Below are 18,107 nucleotides of genomic sequence, written 5' to 3'. Positions count from 1 at the left end.
ATCCACCCGACGAAGAAACCCGCGCCCTGCGATCTCCCTCTGTCACGAGTGGGAGGGGGAGATCGCAGGGCGCAGGACGGTTGGTTACTGGCGAACGACGGGCGGGGTCGTGCTCGTCGTCGTCGAGGACGTCTGGAAGCCCACGCCGTAGAGCAAGGCGAAGCAGCTCAGCGCCGCCGCGAGGGTGATCACCTTGTGATGATGGGAGAGCTTCCAGGTCACAAGGGATACGAGTGCGACCGTGCCCAGGACAAACATGACGACGTTCCTTCCTTCACGGTGGTCAGATCACATACCGGCGCTGTACTTGTACGAGCCGTCAGCTCGCTCGTACAGGTGCACCCACGGAAATTTCTGGAGGCCGCCGATCGGTACCTTGACGGGTGAGTACTTCATCTCACCCTTGCGCCAGGTCTTGAGTCCGCCCTTCGAGTTGCCTCGCCACTTGTAGTAGGACGGGCCCTTCTTGCCGGAGAGATCCTGCCCCTCCCACGACCAGCCCAGCACCTGGGCCCAGGTGTAGATCTTGTGGTTGACATAGGGCTGGGAGTCGCGGCTGGTGATGGACTTGCCGTTGTAGCAGTACCGTTCGCCGACCTGGTAGTACCACAGCACCTTGCCGGCGACGTTCTTCGCCTTGACGGTCACAGTGGGGCCGTTGCCGGTGTAGCAGCGCACCTTGGACGCCAACGGCTCCGGAGATCCATCGTCATTGGTCGCGACGGCGTCATCGGGAGTGACCGTCTCGGCATCGGTCACCTCGTTTTGGGCGGGGGCCTGGGTGGCCGCCTCGGTCTCGGACTGCTCCGGTTGGGTCTCCGGGTCCACGTCCTGCCCCGCTGTCACCAGCGTGGTCTCGAGGGGAACGCCCACCCATTCCCCCGAGGACAGGAGTTCGTCGATCTTGGGCTGTGAGAGCCCCAGCTGCGCTGCTCTCGCCTTGAACAGGGCGGTTTCTGCGAACTTGGCCACTTCGGCCGCAGTGACGGGTGTGGCCTTTCCGGCATCGAGGGACGCCTGGTAGGCGGCTCGCCTCGCTGCCTCGGCGGCCTTCCTGGCGGCCTCCCCCGGGTCGTCCGCCGTCGCCGTACCGGCCGTCAGGCTCGCCGTCAGGACGGCGGCCAGCGATATCCCCGTAAGCGCACGCGTTCTTGCACGCACAGTGCTGTTCCCCCATGTTGATTCATGTGAAGCAATGGTGACTTGCTTCGCGGTCGATGTGAAGCTTTGTGTGATAAACGTGAACACTCAAGGAAGTTGAGGAAGATCAGAGCTTGATCGCAGGCCGCCGCGCACCCTGTGATCTACGCAACATCTCCACAAGGGATCCGAATCTCGTACAACCATCCGGCACACTCGTCGATCTGATCACCCGAGTCGGCAGGCCTCTCACGAGTCACTCAACTCCCGGAAGCCCGCGGGGCTCATCGAATCCGAACCGGATCCCGTGCGACGGACCCGTCCGCGAGATTCCTTCGACGTGGGGAAAACATTGCGTAAGCGTGCCACTCTGGGCGTAGTCGTCACCGGCGCCCTGGCTCTGACCGCTCTCGCCGTTCCAGCCGCTCAGGCTGACGACCAGTTCGGCAACATCAGGATCAGCAACGTCTCCGTCAACGGAGGCAAGGCCGTCGTCGTGGGGGCGAAGGCCAACAAGACGGTCACGCTGAAGTTCACCGTCACCGACAACTCCGGTCACCGGACGGCCAGCGCGTACCTCTACCGTGGCAAGACCATCGAGTCCGCCGAGGGCATCGTCGCGTCCAACAAGGACCCGATCAGCTGCAAGAAGGTGTCCTCGTCCAAGTCGAACTGCTCGGCGACCTTCACCTTCAAGCCGGGGGTCGAGGTCATCAACTCCCTAGCTGGTACGTGGAAGACCACGGTGCTCGCCCAGGCCAAGGACTACGACTACGCGATCAAGGACAACGCCAGGTCGTTCAAGGTCCTGCGCTCCTCCCAGCTCGCGGGTGCGAACGCCTCGCCGGAGCCGGTGGCCAAGGGGGCGACCGTCACCATCACCAGCAAGCTGACCCGTGCCAACTGGAACACCAATGTGAACGGTGCTCTCAGCGGCCAGCCGGTGCAGCTGCAGTTCAAGAAGAAGGGCTCGACCACCTACAAGGCGGTCAAGACCATCAACTCCGCCTCGACCGGTGATGTGTCCACCACTGTCAAGGCGAGCGTCGACGGCACGTACCGCTACGTCTTCGCGGGCACCTCGACCACGGCGGGCGCGACCGCCACGGGCGACACCATCGACGTGAAGTAGTCCTTCCGTACGAGGCCGTCTCTTGCGCGTGAGAGGGCGCACCGTGCATCGGTGCGCTCTCCGCGTGCCTGTGGTGGCCGATCGCGTGGGTCGAACGGACCCGCGCTCCGCCGGGCCCACGCGCGGGCGACCGCCGGGCCCTTCTGCTCCATCAGGGGGAACACATGCGTATCCGAACCACCGCAGTCGCCGTCTCCGGCGTTCTCGCGCTCTCCGCCTTCGCCGCCCCGAGCGTGTACGCCGCGGACGACTCGTCGAACGGCATCGCCACCTCCCCGCAGTGGGCGGCGGTCACCGCCGGCACCGGGCCGTCCGCGTTCGGCGCGGCCACCACCGCCGACGCGACGGCGGGCCCCGACGTCTCCTTCTCCGGCATGAAGGTGAACGGCGGCAAGCCGATCGTCGTCGGCGCGAGCAAGAAGCGCACGGTGTCGGTCACCTACAAGCTCACGCACGCCGCGGACGTGGACATCACCGACGAGGACTTCGCCAACGGGCCTTTCCTCTACCTCAAGTCGGTGCCCGCCTCGTTGGAGGACACACTGGAGAACCCGGTGCTCTTCGGCGACGAGGCGGCGTCCTGCACGGCCACGTCCGCGACCACCGCCAACTGCAAGGCGCTCATCGACATCAGGCCGGCCTACGGTGAACTCGTCAACACGTACGCCAAGACCTGGAAGGCCGGCGGCCTCGCCATCCAGTTCGACGAGAACTCCGCGGACATGGGTGAGACCTGGCAGGGCGGCCTCGGCACCGTCAAGGTGCAGCGCGAGGCGCGGCTCACCGGCGCCAACGCGGCCCCCGAGCCCGTCAAGAAGGGCAAGACCCTCACGGTCACCAGCAAGCTGACCCGCGCCAACTGGGAGACCAACAAGTTCCCGGCGTACGGCGGTCAGGCCGTGAAGCTGCAGTTCAAGAAGAAGGGCACGTCCGTCTACAAGGACGTCAAGACGGTCAAGTCGTCCTCCACGGGCGCCCTGAAGACCACCGTCAAGGCGACCGTCGACGGCACGTACCGCTATGTCTTCGCGGGCACCTCGACCACGGCGGCCGTGACGTCGGCGGCCGACGCCGTCGACGTGAAGTAGGCCGCAGGCCGCGGTGACAGGTGTGGGCGCCGGTCCGGGAACTCCCGGGTCGGCGCCCTTTCCGTTCCGTAAGGCCGGAGTCGGACTTTCGTAAGAAGTGGACGAAGAGTCCCGTATGCGGTGGGAACGCGTGTTCAGATCAGGCGGGCCGACTGGCCCCACGATCAACTCTTCTCCACTTGGGGAACACATGCGCACAAGAGCCACTGTGGCCGCCGTTCTCGGCGCCCTGGCCTGTTCCACCCTCGGGATGCCCGCCGCACAGGCGGCCGACGCGGCGGCGACGAGCGGTACGCCGTACACGCTGAACGTCAGCTTCTCGAACTTCAAGATCGCCAAGTCCGTCAAGGTCGGGGTCGGCGGCACGGTCAGCACCCCGGTCTCCTTCACGCTGACGCACGGGTCGGACGTCAAGGTCACCGCCGGGGACTTCTTCGTCGAGCCCTTCCTCTACCGCGGCACCTTCGGCGACGACAGCACCCCGCAGCTCTTCGGCGACGACTTCGCCACCTGCAAGGTCACCACCACGACCACCGAGAGCTGCACGGGCACCATCGACATCCGGCCGGGCGAGGGCGATCTGCTCAACTCCCAGGCCGGGACCTGGAAGACGGGCGCCGACGCCATCGCCTTCAACGGCCAGGACCCCACGAGCGGTCAGATCGACTACAGCAAGGTCGGCTACAAGGAGCAGAGCGGGTCGGCCTCCACCCTCGTCCAGCGCCTCGCGAAGCTGACCGTCAACGCCGGGCCGGAGCCCGTCACCAAGGGCCGGACCGTCACCGCGACCGGCAAGCTCACCCGCGCCGACTGGCAGAGCCACACCTACAAGGCCTTCGCCAAGCAGCCGGTGAAGCTCCAGTTCCGCAAGGCCGGCACCAGCACGTACACCACGGTCAAGACGGTCTACTCGGACGCCTACGGCAATGTGAAGGCCACCGGCACCGCCACGTACGACGGCTACTGGCGCTTCAGCTACGCCGGTGTCACCACGACGGCGCCCGTCAACGCCACGGGCGACTATGTCGACGTGAAGTAGCACGCGGGGCGCGGACCCGGTGAGGGGTGTCGTGGTCGTTCGTCGGCCCCGGCACCCCTCGTCGCGCGGTCAGAGTGCCGGGAAGAGCAGTTCGAAGAACAGCCACAGCAGGACGGCCCAGAAGAGCGCGGCCGCCAGCGACACCAGCAGGGAACTGCGCCACCTCAGCACCAGGAACGGGAAGAGCACCAGCGCCGCCCAGTGCCCGGCCACGTCGATGGAGACACGGGCCGCCTCACCGAGGGTTCTCGCGCGGCCGGTGGCGATGTGGCGCAGCAGCCGCTGGGAGGCGAAGCCGTACAGGCCGAAGACGACGGGGAAGAACCACAGCGGGGTGATCGAGACCAGCTCGGACTCGGAGAACTCGTCGAACATGACCAGGTAGATCAGGCCGGCGGCGAGGAGACCCCCGATCAGCGTGGTCACGTAGAGGGCGGTGAGCGCGAGCGGCTCGATGGCGCCGGCCGGGACGGGCACCGGCGAGGCGTACGGGATGTCGGGCGAGGGGACCCGGGCCACCCGGTGACAGTGGGGGCAGCGGACCTCCTGCCCGACGCGATCGGCCGGTGCCGCGATCAGATGCCCGCACAGGGCGTGGAACTCCACCGGCTGATCCGGGTCCATGTGGCGTTTCTCCCCTTCGCGACGAAGTCGGTCAGAGGCGAGGACGCCGGCCGCGCGGGTCCGGTTTCCCCTACGCGCTACGCGCTACGCGGGGAAGCGGCGGTCCACCCACCTCCACAGGAACTCCAGGACCGCCGAGGCCCCGGCCGCGATGGCGACCGCCGTCCACGGCATCGTCGTACCGACCAGACGCAGCGCGAAGAGGTCCTGGAGCCAGGGGACGACGAGGACCAGCAGGAAGCCGGCCGCCATCGCGGCGACCAGACCGAGGCGCCACCAGGTGTAGGGGCGGGCGATGATGGCCAGCACCCACATGGAGATCAGGAAGAGCGTGAGGGTGGCGGCGCTGGTCTCCGCCCCCAACGCGCCCTCCCCGGTGTAGTGATGACGGGCGATCAGGTAGGTGGCGAAGGTCGCCAGGGCCGCCAGTGCGCCGCCCGGGATCGCGTAGCGCATGACCCGGCGGACGAAGTGGGGTTGCGCGCGCTCCTTGTTGGGGGCGAGGGCGAGGAAGAAGGCCGGGACACCGATCGTCAGGGTGGAGAGCAGGGTCAGATGGCGGGGGAGGAAGGGGTACTCCACCTGCCAGCAGACGACCAGGACGGCGAGGAGCACCGAGTAGACCGTCTTCACCAGGAAGAGCGTCGCGACGCGGGTGATGTTGCCGATCACGCGGCGGCCCTCCGCGACCACCGACGGCAGCGTCGCGAAGCTGTTGTTGAGCAGGACGATCTGGGCCACCGCCCGTGTCGCCTCCGATCCGGAGCCCATGGCCACCCCGATGTCGGCGTCCTTGAGGGCCAGGACGTCGTTCACCCCGTCGCCGGTCATCGCGACGGTGTGGCCGTGGGACTGGAGCGCGCCGACCATGTCCCGCTTCTGCTGGGGGGTCACGCGGCCGAACACGGTGCCCGAGTCGAGGGCCGTCGCCATCTCCGCGCGCTCGGCGGGCAGCCGGCGGGCGTCGACCACCTCGCCGGCCAGGCCGAGCTTGCCGGCCACCGCGCCGACCGACACCGCGTTGTCGCCGGAGAGGACCTTCGCCCGTACGTTCTGCTCTTCGAAGTAGCGCAGGGTGTCGGCGGCGTCCGGACGCAGCCGCTGTTCGAGGACGACGAGGGCGGTGGGGTGCGCGCCGGTCGCGACCTCGGGGTCGTCCAGCGCCCGGGTCACCCGGGCCAGCAGCAGCACCCGGAGCCCGTCCTCGTTCAGCCGTTCGGTCTCGGTGAGGGCCGGGTCGTCGTCGGGGAGGAGGACGTCGGGGGCGCCCAGCAGCCAGGTGCTGGACGCGCCGTCGCCCTCGCCGAAGGCCGCGCCGCTGTACTTGCGGGCCGAGGAGAACGGCAGCGACTCGGTGCAGCGCCACTCCTCGCCGTCCGGGTAGGCGTCGATGATCGCCTGGAGCGAGGCGTTCGGCCGGGGGTCCGACGCGCCGAGGGCGCCCAGCACCCGGCGTACGTACGACTCGTCCGCCCCGCCCAGGGGGCGCAGCTCGGTGACGTCCATGCCGCCTTCGGTGAGCGTGCCCGTCTTGTCCAGGCAGACGGTGTCGACGCGGGCGAGGCCCTCGATGGCCGGCAGCTCCTGCACCAGGCACTGCTTGCGGCCGAGACGGATCACGCCGATGGCGAAGGCGACGGAGGTGAGCAGGACGAGGCCCTCGGGGACCATCGGGACGATGCCGCCGACCGTGCGGGCGACGGAGTCCTTGAAGTCGTTCTCCTTCACGATCAGCTGGCTGATGATCAGACCGATCGCGGTCGGGACCATCATCCAGGTGACGTACTTGAGGATGGTGGAGATGCCGGAGCGCAGCTCGGAGTGGACGAGGGTGAAGCGGCTCGCCTCCTCGGCCAGCTGGGCCGCGTAGGCCTCCCGGCCGACCTTGGTCGCGGTGAACGCGCCGCCGCCCGCGACGACGAAGCTGCCCGACATCACCTGGTCGCCGGGTTGTTTGACGACCGGGTCGGCCTCGCCGGTGAGCAGCGACTCGTCGATCTCCAGGCCGTCGGTCTCGACGCACTCCCCGTCGACGACGATCTTGTCGCCGGGGCCGATCTCGATCAGGTCCCCGAGGACGATCTCGGAGGTGCCGACGGTCGCGGCGACCCCGTCGCGGCGGACCGTGGGTTTCGCCTCGCCGATCACCGCGAGGGAGTCGAGGGTCTTCTTCGCCCGCCACTCCTGGACGATGCCGATGCCGGTGTTGGCCAGGATCACGAAGCCGAAGAGGCTGTCCTGGATCGGCGCGACGAAGAGCATGATCACCCAGAGGACGCCGATGATCGCGTTGAACCGGGTGAAGACGTTCGCGCGGACGATGTCCACCGTGGAGCGGCTGCTCCGTACGGGTACGTCGTTCACCTCGCCGCGGGTCACCCGCTCGGCCACCTCGGCGGCCGTCAGGCCGCGCGCCCGCCTCGTGTCCGGAGGGGCCGGGGCGGGGGTGGGGTGCACAGGATCGAGGTCGGTGCCCGCGTCGATGTGCGTCATGCATTCGACGGTACGTGCGGATTTGGGGGTTCACCCACCGAGTGCGCGAAAGATCCGACCTGCGGAGGAGGGGTGGGCTCCGCCGTGATGCCGGGGTCGTACGTGCCCGGTGTGCGGTGGGTCCCGTCGGTCGATGCCGGCCCCTGGGGGCTGCGCCCCCGGCCCCCCGCTGTCGCCCTGCGGGCTCGTCCTCAGTCGCCGGACGGGCTCAATGGGGTCGCTGGTGAGTGCCGCTTCGTCGTGGTTGCTCGCGCGGTTCCGCGCGCCCCTTTTTCGGGGCTCAGTTGGTGGTGGGCCCGGTCGGCACGTCGTCGGCCTCGGACTCGGCCTCCGCTGCGATCCGGTCGGCTTTGGTGGCCTTGGTCCTGGCCTTCGCCTCCGCGGCCTTCGCGGCCTCCGCCTCCGCCGGGGCCCGCCGGGCCGCGTCGCGTTTGATCGCCGCGTCGCGTCTGCGGACGTAGTAGATGCCGATGAAGCCCAGGCCGCCGCCCGCCAGGCAGGTCCAGATCCACCAGGTGTGCCCGTGGTCCTCGTACCAGCCGTAGAAGGGCAGCTGGACGACGAAGAGGACGAGCCACAGGATCGTGCCGCCGATGATGGTCGGCACGATGGGCCCTTCCAGGGGCTCCGGTGCCTCGTGCTTGGGGGTCCACTTCGCCATGAGGCACAGCTTACGAGGCGCGCGGGTCTACGCGCGGAGATGGCGTTCGCGGAAATGTATGTTCATACTGAAACGGTTTCTGGCTGGCCACTTCTGTTCGTAGAAAACTCCAACAACGTCCCTGCCTCCGGGTGGTCTGTTGGGGATGAGGTTTCGTATGTCCCCGCAGGGCACCCTTGGCACACTCGACCGCCACTTCCGGGTCACGGAACGCGGCAGCACGCTGTCGCGTGAGATCCGGGGCGGGTTCGCCACCTTCTTCGCGATGGCGTACATCGTCGTGCTCAACCCGATCATCCTGAGCAGCGCGAAGGACATGTACGGGCACCAGCTGGACTACGGCCAGCTGGTCACCGCCACCGCGGTCACCGCCGCCTTCACCACCCTCCTCATGGGCGTCATCGGCAATGTGCCGATCGCGCTGGCGGCGGGGCTCGGCGTGAACACGGTCGTCGCCCTCCAGCTCGCGCCGCGCATGTCGTGGCCGGACGCGATGGGCATGGTGGTGCTGGCCGGGCTCGTCGTGATGCTGCTGGTCGCGACGGGGCTGCGGGAGCGGGTCATGAACGCGGTGCCGCTGGGTCTGCGCAAGGGCATCTCCATCGGTATCGGTCTGTTCATCATGCTGATCGGGCTGGTCGACGCCGGCTTCGTCACCCGTATCCCGGACGCCGCGCACACGACCGTGCCGCTCCAGCTGGGCGCGGACGGGCACCTCAATGGCTGGCCGGTGCTCGTCTTCGTCCTCGGCGCGCTGCTGACGCTCGCGCTGATCGTGCGCAAGGTGCCGGGCGCGATCCTCATCTCGATCGTCGCCATGACGCTGCTCGCGGTGGTCGTCGAGGCCGTCGCCAAGCTGCCGGCCGGCTCCTGGGGGCTGACCACCCCGAAGTGGCCCGGCAACCCGGTCGCCACCCCCGACTTCGGGCTGCTCGGCGAGGTCAGTCTCTTCGGCGGCTTCGGCAAGGTCGGCCTGCTGACGGGCGTCCTCTTCGTCTTCACGGTGCTGCTGTCGTGCTTCTTCGACGCGATGGGCACGATCATGGGCGTCGGCGACGAGGCCAAGCTGACCGACGCGGACGGTCAGCTGCCGGGCATCAACAAGGTGCTCTTCGTCGACGGCATCGCCGTCGCGGCCGGTGGTGCCAGCTCCTCGTCCGCCACGACCTGCTTCGTGGAGTCGACGGCGGGTGTGGGCGAGGGGGCGCGCACCGGGTTCGCGAACGTGGTGACCGGCGCGCTGTTCGCGGTCGCGCTGTTCCTCACCCCGGTCGCCACGATGGTGCCCTCCCAGGCGGCCACTCCGGCGCTGCTGGCGGTCGGGTTCCTGATCCTCGCGAACTCCGTCCGCGAGATCGACTGGGCCGACTACACGATCGCGGTTCCGGCCTTCGTGACGATGGTGATGATGCCGTTCACCTACTCGATCACCAACGGCATCGGGATGGGCTTCATCACCTTCGTCGTGCTGCGCCTGGCCGCGGGGCGCGGGCGCGGGGTTCCGGTCGCGATGTACGTGGTCTCGGCGGTCTTCCTCTTCTACTACCTGATGCCGGCGCTGGGGCTCACGTGACCCCGTAGAACTTCTCGGTCTCGTCGACGGCGGTCTGGAACCGCTCGTCGAAGTCGTCCCGGATGAGCGTCCCGATCACGTAGTCCTGGACGCTCATTCCCCTTTTCGCCGCGTGGGTCCGGAGCCGGTCGAGCAGCTCCCCGTCTATCCGCAGGCTGAGCACAGTGGTCCCCATGTGTACGAGGGTCAGGTGCGCTCTGGGCCGTCGTGTCATGTTCTGCGTACTAGTCACTCATATGAGTGATGCGAGGGTGTGGATCGGCATGAGTGGCGGGGCTCACGGGCACGGCTGTGGAGTTTCGGTGGTCCTTAGGGAGAGTAATGAGTTAGGCTAAAGAACATGCCTGACCTGAACCATGGCGACGACGAGGCCGCTGTGAACGCCCTCCGTTCCGCCGTGATGCGCCTGTCCCGTCGGCTCAAGCACCAGCGGGTCGACGAGTCGCTGAGCCCGACCGAGATGTCGGTGCTCGGCACACTCGCCCGCTGCGGCACGGCCACCCCCGGTGAGCTGGCCCGCAAGGAGCATGTGCAGCCGCCGTCGATGACCCGGATCGTCGCCCTGCTGGAGAGCAAGGGGCTGGTGAAGCTGGAGCCGCATCCCGAGGACCGGCGGCAGAAGGTGGTCACCCAGACCGAGCGGGCCGAGGCGATGTTGGAGGAGAGCCGGCGCAAGCGCAACGCGTTCCTCGCGTCGCTGGTCGAGGGCCTCGGCGAGGAGGAGTGGGCCGCGCTGCGGGCCGCCGCGCCGGTGCTGGAGAAGCTCGCGCACCTCTGATCCCGGGCCCGGCCGCCGGGTGGTGCCGCCGCAGGAGGGCACGCCGGGTCGGCCGCCGATGCGCCCCGGCGTACAGCCTGTGCGCCGTCAGGGGGCGGGCATGGGTCGCCCCGAAAACCAGCAGACAGAACAGGAGCGGTGAGGCTCACGCAACCCCACGACGTACACGCGTTTCGCGCAAGGAGGCGAACCCCTTTGAGTACGGGCCCCGGAACACCTTCCGTCCCCGCACCCCCGCCCACCCACGAGCCCCCGACCGTCCCCGCCGCCCGGGAAGCCCCGCCGGATACCACCGGCCGCGCGAACGAGGGTGTGACTGCCCCGCCGGATACCACCGGCTGCCTGAACGAGGGCGCGGCCGTGCCGGAGAGCGTCGACACCGACCCCCGGCCCGGTGGTTCCCCGGCGGTCGCGTCCGAGGCCTCGCGGGTCTCGATGTTCCGGTCGTTGCGGGTCAGGAACTACCGGCTGTTCTTCGTCGGGCAGGTCGTGTCGAACATCGGCACATGGATGCAGCGGATCGCCCAGGACTGGCTGGTGCTGAGCCTGACGGGGTCGTCGACGGCCGTCGGTGTGACGATGGCGCTCCAGTTCCTGCCGATGCTGCTGTTCGGGTTGTACGGCGGCGTGCTGGTCGACCGGTTCCCCAAGCGGCGGCTGCTGTTCGTGACGCAGACGTCGATGGCCGTGACCGGTCTGGCCCTCGCCGCGCTCACCCTCTCCGGTCATGTCCAGGTGTGGCACGTGTATGTGGCCGCCTTCGCCGTGGGGATGGCCACGGTCGTCGACAACCCGGCCCGGCAGTCGTTCGTGTCCGAGATGGTCGGGCCGGACCAGCTGCAGAACGCGGTCAGCCTCAACTCGGCGAACTTCCAGTCGGCCCGTCTCGTCGGCCCCGCCGTCGCCGGTGTGCTGATCACCACCGTCGGCACGGGCTGGGCCTTCCTCTACAACGGCCTCTCCTTCGTCGCCCCCATCACCGGCCTGCTGCTGATGCGGACCCGCGAGCTGCACCCCGTCCGCCGGGCCCCCCGCGCCAAGGGCCAGCTCCGCGAGGGCCTGCGGTACGTGGCCGGGCGCCCCGAGCTGCTGTGGCCCATCGTCCTCGTCGGCTTCATCGGCACCTTCGGTTTCAACTTCCCCGTCTGGCTCTCGGCCTACGCGGACGACGTGTTCCACGCGGACGCCGGCTCGTACAGCCTCTTCAACACCCTCATGGCCGTCGGCTCGGTCGCCGGCGCCCTGCTCGCGGCGCGCCGGGGCACCGCCCGGCTGCACGTGCTGATCGGCGGCGCGCTCGCCTTCGGCCTGCTGGAGATCGTGGCGGCGCTGGCCCCCGCGTACTGGATCTTCGCCCTGCTGATGGTGCCGATAGGGATGTTCGGCCTGACGGTGAACGTCACCGCCAACACGGCCATCCAGATGAACACCGACCCCGCGATGCGCGGCCGTGTCATGGCCCTCTACATGATGGTGTTCCTGGGCGGTACGCCGCTGGGTGCGCCGATCGCCGGCTGGGTCACCGACGCGTACGGTGCGCGGCTCGGCTTCGTCGCCGGCGGTGTCGTCGCCACGGTCGCCACGGTCGTCGTGGGCCTGGTCCTCGTCAGGGCCGGTGGGTTGCGCCTGTCGGTGGGGTGGAACCACGGGCATCCGCGGGTGCGGGTCCTGTCCCGGGAGCGGGCGGACGAACCGACGTCGGTACCGGTCTGAGCGGTTGCGCTCCGCTTGGGGCGGACGTGGCGGACGTGACGCCGACGGGGGTGCCACGCGGTGTCGTCGGGCGGCTGCGGCTGCGGCGGCGTCGTGGCCGGTCGTGCCGTTCCCCGCGCCCCTCACGGGGCGCAGTGGTCGCCGAGTGGCCCGTCGGCCTGGGAAGGTGGCGGGCATGAGACTGTTCGCCGCCGTGCTTCCGCCCGCTGACGTCGTCGAGGAACTCGGCCTGGTGGTCGGGGAGTTGAAGCGGCTGCCCGGTGCGGACCGGCTGCGGTGGACCACTCCGCCCGGCTGGCACTTCACGCTCGCCTTCTACGGAGAGGTCGAGGAGGACGTCGTCCCGGAGCTGTCGCGGCGGCTGGAGCGGGCCGCGGGGCGGAGCGAACCGTTCCGGCTGGCGGTGCGCGGCGGTGGGCGGTTCGGGCGCGGGCGGGCGTTGTGGGCCGGGGCCGAGGGGGAAGTCGGCGCGCTGCGGATGCTGGCCGACCGGGCGGAGGCGGCGGCACGGAAGGCCGGGGTGCCGATGGGGGAGCACCGCCGCTACACGCCCCATCTGACGGTGGCCCGCAGCCGGGAGGACCTCGACGTACGGCCGCACGTCGCCGTGCTCGACACCTTCGCCGGCCGCCCGTGGACGGTGTCCGACCTGGCGTTGGTGCGCAGCCACCTGCCGACGTCCGGCGTGGCGGGCGAGCAGCCGCGGTACGAGGCGGTGGCGCGGTGGGAGCTCGGGGCGGCCCGATGATCGTTCCGGCCGCCGGTTAGGCTCGGGGGGTGGACCCGAAGACCCGTAACCGGATCATGGCCGGTGTGCTCGTGCTGATGTTCGCGGTGGTGGCTGTCGCGGCGGCGCTCGGCAGGTGACCGCCCGGTGAGGTGGGGCCGGGGAACCGCGGGCCGTGTCCGGCCGCGGCCGGGTGGGGCTCCTCGCGGATTCCCCGCCCCCTCACGCACGGCGAGTGGCGCCGCCCGCTACCAGGCGAAGGCCTCCGGGGACGGTCCCGGGCCCGGGAAGATCTCCTCCAGGGACGTCAGGACCTCCTCGCTCAGCTCCAGTTCCACCGCGCGCAAGGCCGATTCGAGCTGCTCCGCGGTGCGCGGGCCGACGATCGGGCCGGTCACGCCGGGGCGGGTGAGCAGCCAGGCCAGGGCGGCCTCGCCGGGCTCCAGGCCGTGCTTCTCGAGCAGGTCCTCGTACGCCTGGATCTTCGCTCGTACGTCGTCGCCGGACATGGCGCCCGCGGCGCGCCCCGCGCTGCGCCGACCGCCCTTGACCTCCTTCTTCAGCACGCCGCCGAGCGCACCGCCGTGCAGCGGTGACCACGGGATGACGCCGAGGCCGTACTCCTGCGCGGCCGGGATGACCTCCATCTCGGCGCGGCGTTCGTAGAGGTTGTAGAGGCACTGCTCGCTGACCAGGCCGATGGTGCCGCCGCGGCGGGCGGCGATCTCGTTGGCCTGGGCGATCTTGTAGCCGGGGAAGTTGGACGAGCCGGCGTAGAGGATCTTGCCCTGCTGGACGAGTACGTCGACGGCCTGCCAGATCTCCTCGAAGGGGGTGGCCCGGTCGACGTGGTGGAACTGGTAGAGGTCGATGTGGTCGGTCCGCAGCCGCTTGAGGCTGGCGTCCACGGCGCGCCGGATGTTCAGCGCGGAGAGCTTGTCGTGGTTGGGCCAGGCGTTCTCGGAGTCCGCCATGTTCCCGTACACCTTGGTCGCGAGAACGACCTTGTCGCGGCGGTCGCCGCCCTTCGCGAACCAGTTGCCGATGATCTCCTCGGTACGGCCCTTGTTCTCGCCCCAGCCGTACACGTTCGCGGTGTCGAAGAAGTTGATGCCCGCGTCCAGCGCCGCGTCCATGATCGCGTGGCTGTCCGCTTCGTCCGTCTGCGGACCGAAGTTCATCGTGCCGAGGACCAGTCGGCTGACCTTGAGGCCTGTGCGTCCGAGCTGTGTGTACTTCATGACTGCCTAGCCAAATCGGTGGAGTGCGCTCTAGGCAAGCGGGAGCGGATCTTGACGCTAACCGAGGGTTAGTGCTTTCCTTTCGTAAGCATCATCTTGAACTTTCAAGTTGGCCCTCCGAATGGGAGCATCGTGACCCCCACCACGCCTGCCCGGCGCGCGCTCGTCGCCGTCCTCGCGGCCGCCGCGCTCACCTCCACCGTCGCCGTCGTACCGGCCGTCGCGGCGCCGCCCACCGCCGTCACCGAGCGGGCCCCGCACGGGGACGCCGCGCGGCTCGGGTACCAGAAGGCCGTGGCCGTACGGGTGCTGAAGGGGGTGTTCGAGGACGGCGACACGGCGGTCGTGGACCGGTACGTGCGGCCGGACTACATCCAGCACAATCCGCTCGCGCCGGACGGGGCGGAGACGCTGAAGGGGCTCGCGGCGGCGATGAGCGGGCAGTTCCCGGACGCCGCGTACGACATCAAGCGGGTCATCTCCCAGGGCGACCTCGTCCTCGTGCACTCCAACGTCGTGCTCACGCCGGGCAGCCGGGGCTCCGCCGTCTTCGACATCTTCCGGTTCCAGGGCGGGCGGATCGCGGAGCACTGGGACGTGGGGCAGGAGGTGCCGGAGTCCTCCGCCAACGGCAACGACATGTTCTCCACCGTCAGCCGGCCGCGCACCGAGGTGCCCGGGCCGGCCTGGCTGACCTCGTACAACGAGAAGCTGGTGACCAAGGCGTTCGACCGGCTGCTGGTGCGCAAGGACCTCTCGGCGCTCGACCGGTACTGGGGCCCCGAGTACCACCAGCACAACCCGAACATTGCCGACGGCGTGGCCGGGGTCAGGGCCGGTCTGGGCGGCTACTTCCAGCAGTTCCCCTCCCTCACCGTCACGCGCAAGCGCGTCGTCGCCGAGGGCGACCTCGTCGCCGTCCACAGCCACTACGTCAACGCCCCGGGCGAACGCGGCCAGGCCGTCATCGACCTGTTCCGGGTGCGGAACGGAAAGATCGTCGAACACTGGGACGTACTCCAGAACGTGCCGGAGACGTCGGCGAACGACAACACGATGTTCTGACCGTCGCATCGTTTCCCTGATGGGTCCGGCGGTCATGATGTCCCGCACGGGTGCCGTTCGGGGGGACGTCTGTGGTGAGAAACCGTGCGTACACGTGGGCCCTGCCGGTGCTGGCCGCCGCGGTGTGGGTGGTGACGGCGGCGGGGGCCGCCCCGGCCGCGGAGGCATCGGCCGACGATCTCTGCCGGAGTGCGGAGCTGGCCGGGGCCGAGGTCAGTACGTCGGTGCGGTTGGAGCATGACGGCCAGACGTACACCAAGGCGGTCACCGAGCTGACGGTCACCCTTCCGGGGAGCTGGCCGCTCGCGCCGGATCTGCTGCTCAGTGAGAACAGCCGGCCCTACATCGAGGCGATGGCCTGTCTCATCGAGCCCGAGCGGGACGACCCCAACTGGGACGAGCAGCGGACCCGGCCGCCGATGGTCACCTCGACCGGCGGCCGGGTCACCGTCGTCCACAAGGCCCATGGCTGGGTCAATTACCACCAGACCATCAAGGTGGGCCTGTGGCGGATCCGGCCGACCGGGCTGGAGGAGTGGAAGGTGTGGCTCGACGCGCCGGAGCCCCTGCTGGGTGCCTGGTGGGACGAGATCACGGTGGACCCCGGACGGACCGGTGCCGAGCGGGCGAAGCCCGACCCCCGGGCGGGCGAAGGGGCTACGGCACTGGTGTGGCGGCCCGGCAAGGCGGACCAAGACGTCCTGGCCTGGGTGGAAGAGGACGAGGCAGTGAAGCAACTGCCCGTGGACCTCGCGGTGAGCGTCACGGTGAAGCCGCCCTGGCAACGCTCGTGGGCCGCGCGGAGCAACCATCTGCACGCGATGGCGCTGAACATGCTCGGCGTCGTGCTCTGGGCCGGCACGTTCGCGGCCCTGCTGCAGGCGGCGGTGCGGCGCTACCGCCGACGCCCCGGCCCACCGATCGATCCGCGCGTCCGCACGCTGGACAATCTGCGGCGGTGGGCACCCACGATGGTCGCCCTCTACGTGCTCGCCGCCGCGGAAGGGATGACCGAACGGATCCTGGAAGAGCTGGGGCAGCCCGCGTTCTTCGAGGTCCAACTGGTCATCCGGTACGGCTGCGCCCTACTCTCCGTCCTCGTACTGCTCTCCTTCGCCCGTCCGCGACACCCCTTGCGGACCGCGATCGCCGGACTGCTGGCGGTCGCGGTGGTGCTGTGGACGGCCGCCCTGTGGGCGAGGACGTCGGACAGTGTGATCCTGCTGGAGGGCGAGTACACCCGCGAGGAGGTCTGGCTCGCCCTCGTCGGCGCCGGTTCGTCCTGTCTCGTGGTCCTGCTGCTGCTCTCTTTCACCGCGGCTGCCTGGCGGCTCGCGGTCGACGGACGGCTGGTGCCTCCGAGCCGGCGTCTTCCCGGCCGGGACCGGCGCCTGCGGCTCCGGGTCGCAGGGCCGGCGGTTCTCGCGGCCGCGGTTGCCCTCGCCGTATGCCTGGCGCTGGCCGAGGAGCGGAGCTGGCAGCAGGCGAGTTGGCTGATGGACAGGAATGAACACGAGTACGGCGCGAACCACAGGTTCGACTTCGTCTGGACGGCGACGTGGGGGGTCTCGTGGGTGCAGGAATGGCTGATCGTCGAGCACGGCTGGCAGCTCACGAGCCTCGCTCTGATCGCCGTACTGCGTTCCTGGCACGACGCGTCCGTCCTGTCGCCCCTGCACGATGTCGCGGACCGCGTTCCGTTGCTCGCCTTCTTCTCGCTCGCCGTGGGTCTGGACGCACAGAACCGCCTCGACAACGCACTGCTCGAATTCCTCTGGATACCCCTCTACATGCTGGCCCTCTACGGGACCACGGCGCTGCTCGCGCACCGTTCCGTTCTCGCGCAGCGCTTCGAGATCTCCAGGCGGCCGCTCGCGACAGTGGGGGGACCGGCCGCCCGCAGGACGCTGCTGGACAAGGCCCGTTCCTACCGGGAGATTCACGCCGAGCTGCGCCGCCTCGACCAGGGGCTGTTCGGTGACGTACCGCCCGAACGGGAGAAACTGGAACGGCGGTTGGGCCGACTGCACAACTGGCGGGTGAACGACGCTCCGGGTGCCGCCCCCGACCGGTTGCCCGACAGGGTGTCCGTCGTCGACGTGGCGCTCGCCCTGGGACCGCGCGACGACTGGTGGGGCAACGGGGTGCGCGGGGCCCGCTTCGCGCTGGTGCCGGGGATCCCCGCCGCCGTCCTCGACACCTGGTCGCAGTGGGTGCGCGGGGAGGGCTGGCAGAACACCCTCGCGGACATGCTGGGTTTCGCCGGGCTGGCGTCCACCCTCGTCTCCTGGACGGTCACCTTCGCCGGGGCGGGCTTCGTACTGGGTTCCCTGTGGCGCGTGCTGCCCGGGCGTCGAGGCGCCGTCAAGGCGCTTCCGGTCGCCGTGGCCTTCGCGGTGCCGGTAGGGCTCGACGTGCTCGTGACCCGACTCATGCGCGAGAGCGCGGCCAATGTCGCGCTGTACGTCCTGACGATGCTCTTCGTTCTCACGGTCACCGGGATAGCCCTCGACCTCGACACCTTCGCGGGCGAACGACGTTACTGGCAGAGCCGGTTGGGACTGCTGCTGTCCGTCTACCAGATGCGTTACTACTCCCTCCAGGTCGCCTATCTCATCGGCCAGATCATCGCCATCATCACCATCTGGCAGTTCTTCGCCGAACCGAACGCGACACCGTCGAGCGGTGAGGCCCCGCCTGCGTCGTCGAACTAGGGAGTGTTCTGAGTCGAGATCACGGGATCGGTCATTCCCGCTCCGGGAAGGTACCGGCTGCGGTAGACCGGTCGTGATCCCTGACCTGCGTAGCTGTCCGCCTGCAACCTTTTCACCCG

At 69.3% G+C, this 18,107-nt stretch carries 16 protein-coding genes; 9 read left to right on the top strand and 7 right to left on the bottom strand.

Translation table 11 applies throughout. From position 1 onward, the window contains the following. Positions 1-84 precede the first annotated feature (84 nt). Together PUR53_RS22795 and PUR53_RS22790 are read right to left on the bottom strand one after the other, a co-directional pair. Entirely contained in the window at positions 85-258 is a 174-nt protein-coding gene (locus PUR53_RS22795) for a hypothetical protein (RefSeq protein ID WP_329909499.1), read from the bottom strand. Positions 259-288: 30 nt separating this feature from the next. Beyond that, the gene (locus PUR53_RS22790; RefSeq protein ID WP_329909497.1) at positions 289-1,161 is read right to left on the bottom strand and encodes a hypothetical protein; all 873 of its coding nucleotides are present in this window, start codon (positions 1,159-1,161) and stop codon (positions 289-291) included. A gap of 331 nt (positions 1,162-1,492) precedes the next feature. Here PUR53_RS22790 and PUR53_RS22785 point away from each other — a divergent pair, with 331 nt between their 5' ends. The 3 genes from PUR53_RS22785 (at position 1,493) to PUR53_RS22775 (ending at position 4,399) form a co-directional block, all read left to right on the top strand. Next, entirely contained in the window at positions 1,493-2,272 is a 780-nt protein-coding gene (locus PUR53_RS22785) for a calcium-binding protein (protein ID WP_329909496.1), read from the top strand. Positions 2,273-2,436: 164 nt separating this feature from the next. Further along, positions 2,437-3,360: a hypothetical protein gene (locus PUR53_RS22780; protein WP_329899938.1), complete on the top strand. Its 924-nt coding sequence runs from the start codon at positions 2,437-2,439 to the stop codon at positions 3,358-3,360. A gap of 190 nt (positions 3,361-3,550) precedes the next feature. Beyond that, a complete protein-coding gene (locus tag PUR53_RS22775; RefSeq protein WP_329899937.1) occupies positions 3,551-4,399 on the top strand; it encodes a hypothetical protein in 849 nt (282 codons plus the stop codon). A gap of 69 nt (positions 4,400-4,468) precedes the next feature. Here the strand turns inward: PUR53_RS22775 and PUR53_RS22770 are convergent, their stop codons facing one another. From PUR53_RS22770 to PUR53_RS22760, 3 genes are all read right to left on the bottom strand, one after another. After that, the gene (locus PUR53_RS22770; protein ID WP_329909495.1) at positions 4,469-5,023 is read right to left on the bottom strand and encodes a hypothetical protein; all 555 of its coding nucleotides are present in this window, start codon (positions 5,021-5,023) and stop codon (positions 4,469-4,471) included. A gap of 84 nt (positions 5,024-5,107) precedes the next feature. Beyond that, positions 5,108-7,516, bottom strand: coding sequence for an HAD-IC family P-type ATPase (locus tag PUR53_RS22765; protein WP_329909494.1), 2,409 nt, complete (start codon positions 7,514-7,516; stop codon positions 5,108-5,110). A 280-nt stretch (positions 7,517-7,796) separates the two neighbouring features. Then, entirely contained in the window at positions 7,797-8,177 is a 381-nt protein-coding gene (locus PUR53_RS22760; protein ID WP_329909493.1) for a DUF2530 domain-containing protein, read from the bottom strand. A gap of 157 nt (positions 8,178-8,334) precedes the next feature. On the opposite strand from PUR53_RS22760, the gene PUR53_RS22755 reads away from it, so the two are divergent. Further along, a complete protein-coding gene (locus PUR53_RS22755) occupies positions 8,335-9,750 on the top strand; it encodes an NCS2 family permease (protein WP_329909491.1) in 1,416 nt (471 codons plus the stop codon). Here the strand turns inward: PUR53_RS22755 and PUR53_RS22750 are convergent. Beyond that, complete coding sequence (locus tag PUR53_RS22750) at positions 9,743-9,925, bottom strand: hypothetical protein (RefSeq protein ID WP_045556385.1); 183 nt, start codon at positions 9,923-9,925, stop codon at positions 9,743-9,745. The two genes, PUR53_RS22755 and PUR53_RS22750, sit on opposite strands and share 8 nt — an antisense overlap. Positions 9,926-10,090: 165 nt before the next feature. Between PUR53_RS22750 and PUR53_RS22745 the strand changes: the two genes are divergently transcribed. From PUR53_RS22745 to thpR, 3 genes are all read left to right on the top strand, one after another. Then, positions 10,091-10,528 carry a MarR family winged helix-turn-helix transcriptional regulator gene (locus tag PUR53_RS22745; RefSeq protein WP_329899932.1) on the top strand — a complete coding sequence of 146 codons (438 nt, stop codon included), beginning with the start codon at positions 10,091-10,093 and terminating at the stop codon, positions 10,526-10,528. 435 nt (positions 10,529-10,963) lie between these two features. Next, a complete protein-coding gene (locus PUR53_RS22740; RefSeq protein ID WP_443078243.1) occupies positions 10,964-12,241 on the top strand; it encodes an MFS transporter in 1,278 nt (425 codons plus the stop codon). A gap of 175 nt (positions 12,242-12,416) precedes the next feature. Next, a complete protein-coding gene (gene thpR, locus PUR53_RS22735; RefSeq protein ID WP_329909488.1) occupies positions 12,417-12,989 on the top strand; it encodes an RNA 2',3'-cyclic phosphodiesterase in 573 nt (190 codons plus the stop codon). 227 nt (positions 12,990-13,216) lie between these two features. Here thpR and PUR53_RS22730 read toward each other — a convergent pair whose 3' ends face one another. Next, positions 13,217-14,209 (bottom strand): aldo/keto reductase, encoded by a 993-nt coding sequence (locus tag PUR53_RS22730; protein WP_239755328.1) that lies wholly within the window; start codon positions 14,207-14,209, stop codon positions 13,217-13,219. A gap of 132 nt (positions 14,210-14,341) precedes the next feature. Here PUR53_RS22730 and PUR53_RS22725 point away from each other — a divergent pair, with 132 nt between their 5' ends. Then, positions 14,342-15,274 carry a nuclear transport factor 2 family protein gene (locus tag PUR53_RS22725; protein ID WP_329899929.1) on the top strand — a complete coding sequence of 311 codons (933 nt, stop codon included), beginning with the start codon at positions 14,342-14,344 and terminating at the stop codon, positions 15,272-15,274. Between the two features lie 74 nt (positions 15,275-15,348). Further along, positions 15,349-17,988 (top strand): DUF6185 family protein, encoded by a 2,640-nt coding sequence (locus tag PUR53_RS22720; protein WP_329909487.1) that lies wholly within the window; start codon positions 15,349-15,351, stop codon positions 17,986-17,988. Positions 17,989-18,107 lie beyond the last annotated feature (119 nt).

Origin of the sequence: Streptomyces sp. SP18BB07 (assembly GCF_036322545.1) — a bacterium.
GTDB lineage: Bacteria > Actinomycetota > Actinomycetes > Streptomycetales > Streptomycetaceae > Streptomyces > Streptomyces deccanensis.
This window is presented reverse-complemented; position numbering and strand designations above follow the sequence as displayed.

What these genes read in the sequence shown, in the direction of transcription:
- PUR53_RS22795 (WP_329909499.1), bottom strand. Translation starts at nt 258, where the DNA reads ATGTTTGTCCTGGGCACGGTCGCACTCGTATCCCTTGTGACCTGGAAG.
- PUR53_RS22780 (WP_329899938.1), top strand. Translation starts at nt 2,437, where the DNA reads ATGCGTATCCGAACCACCGCAGTCGCCGTCTCCGGCGTTCTCGCGCTC.
- PUR53_RS22775 (WP_329899937.1), top strand. Translation starts at nt 3,551, where the DNA reads ATGCGCACAAGAGCCACTGTGGCCGCCGTTCTCGGCGCCCTGGCCTGT.
- PUR53_RS22770 (WP_329909495.1), bottom strand. Translation starts at nt 5,023, where the DNA reads ATGGACCCGGATCAGCCGGTGGAGTTCCACGCCCTGTGCGGGCATCTG.
- PUR53_RS22765 (WP_329909494.1), bottom strand. Translation starts at nt 7,516, where the DNA reads ATGACGCACATCGACGCGGGCACCGACCTCGATCCTGTGCACCCCACC.
- PUR53_RS22760 (WP_329909493.1), bottom strand. Translation starts at nt 8,177, where the DNA reads ATGGCGAAGTGGACCCCCAAGCACGAGGCACCGGAGCCCCTGGAAGGG.
- PUR53_RS22755 (WP_329909491.1), top strand. Translation starts at nt 8,335, where the DNA reads ATGTCCCCGCAGGGCACCCTTGGCACACTCGACCGCCACTTCCGGGTC.
- PUR53_RS22750 (WP_045556385.1), bottom strand. Translation starts at nt 9,925, where the DNA reads ATGGGGACCACTGTGCTCAGCCTGCGGATAGACGGGGAGCTGCTCGAC.
- PUR53_RS22745 (WP_329899932.1), top strand. Translation starts at nt 10,091, where the DNA reads ATGCCTGACCTGAACCATGGCGACGACGAGGCCGCTGTGAACGCCCTC.
- PUR53_RS22740 (WP_443078243.1), top strand. Translation starts at nt 10,964, where the DNA reads ATGTTCCGGTCGTTGCGGGTCAGGAACTACCGGCTGTTCTTCGTCGGG.
- thpR (WP_329909488.1), top strand. Translation starts at nt 12,417, where the DNA reads ATGAGACTGTTCGCCGCCGTGCTTCCGCCCGCTGACGTCGTCGAGGAA.
- PUR53_RS22730 (WP_239755328.1), bottom strand. Translation starts at nt 14,209, where the DNA reads ATGAAGTACACACAGCTCGGACGCACAGGCCTCAAGGTCAGCCGACTG.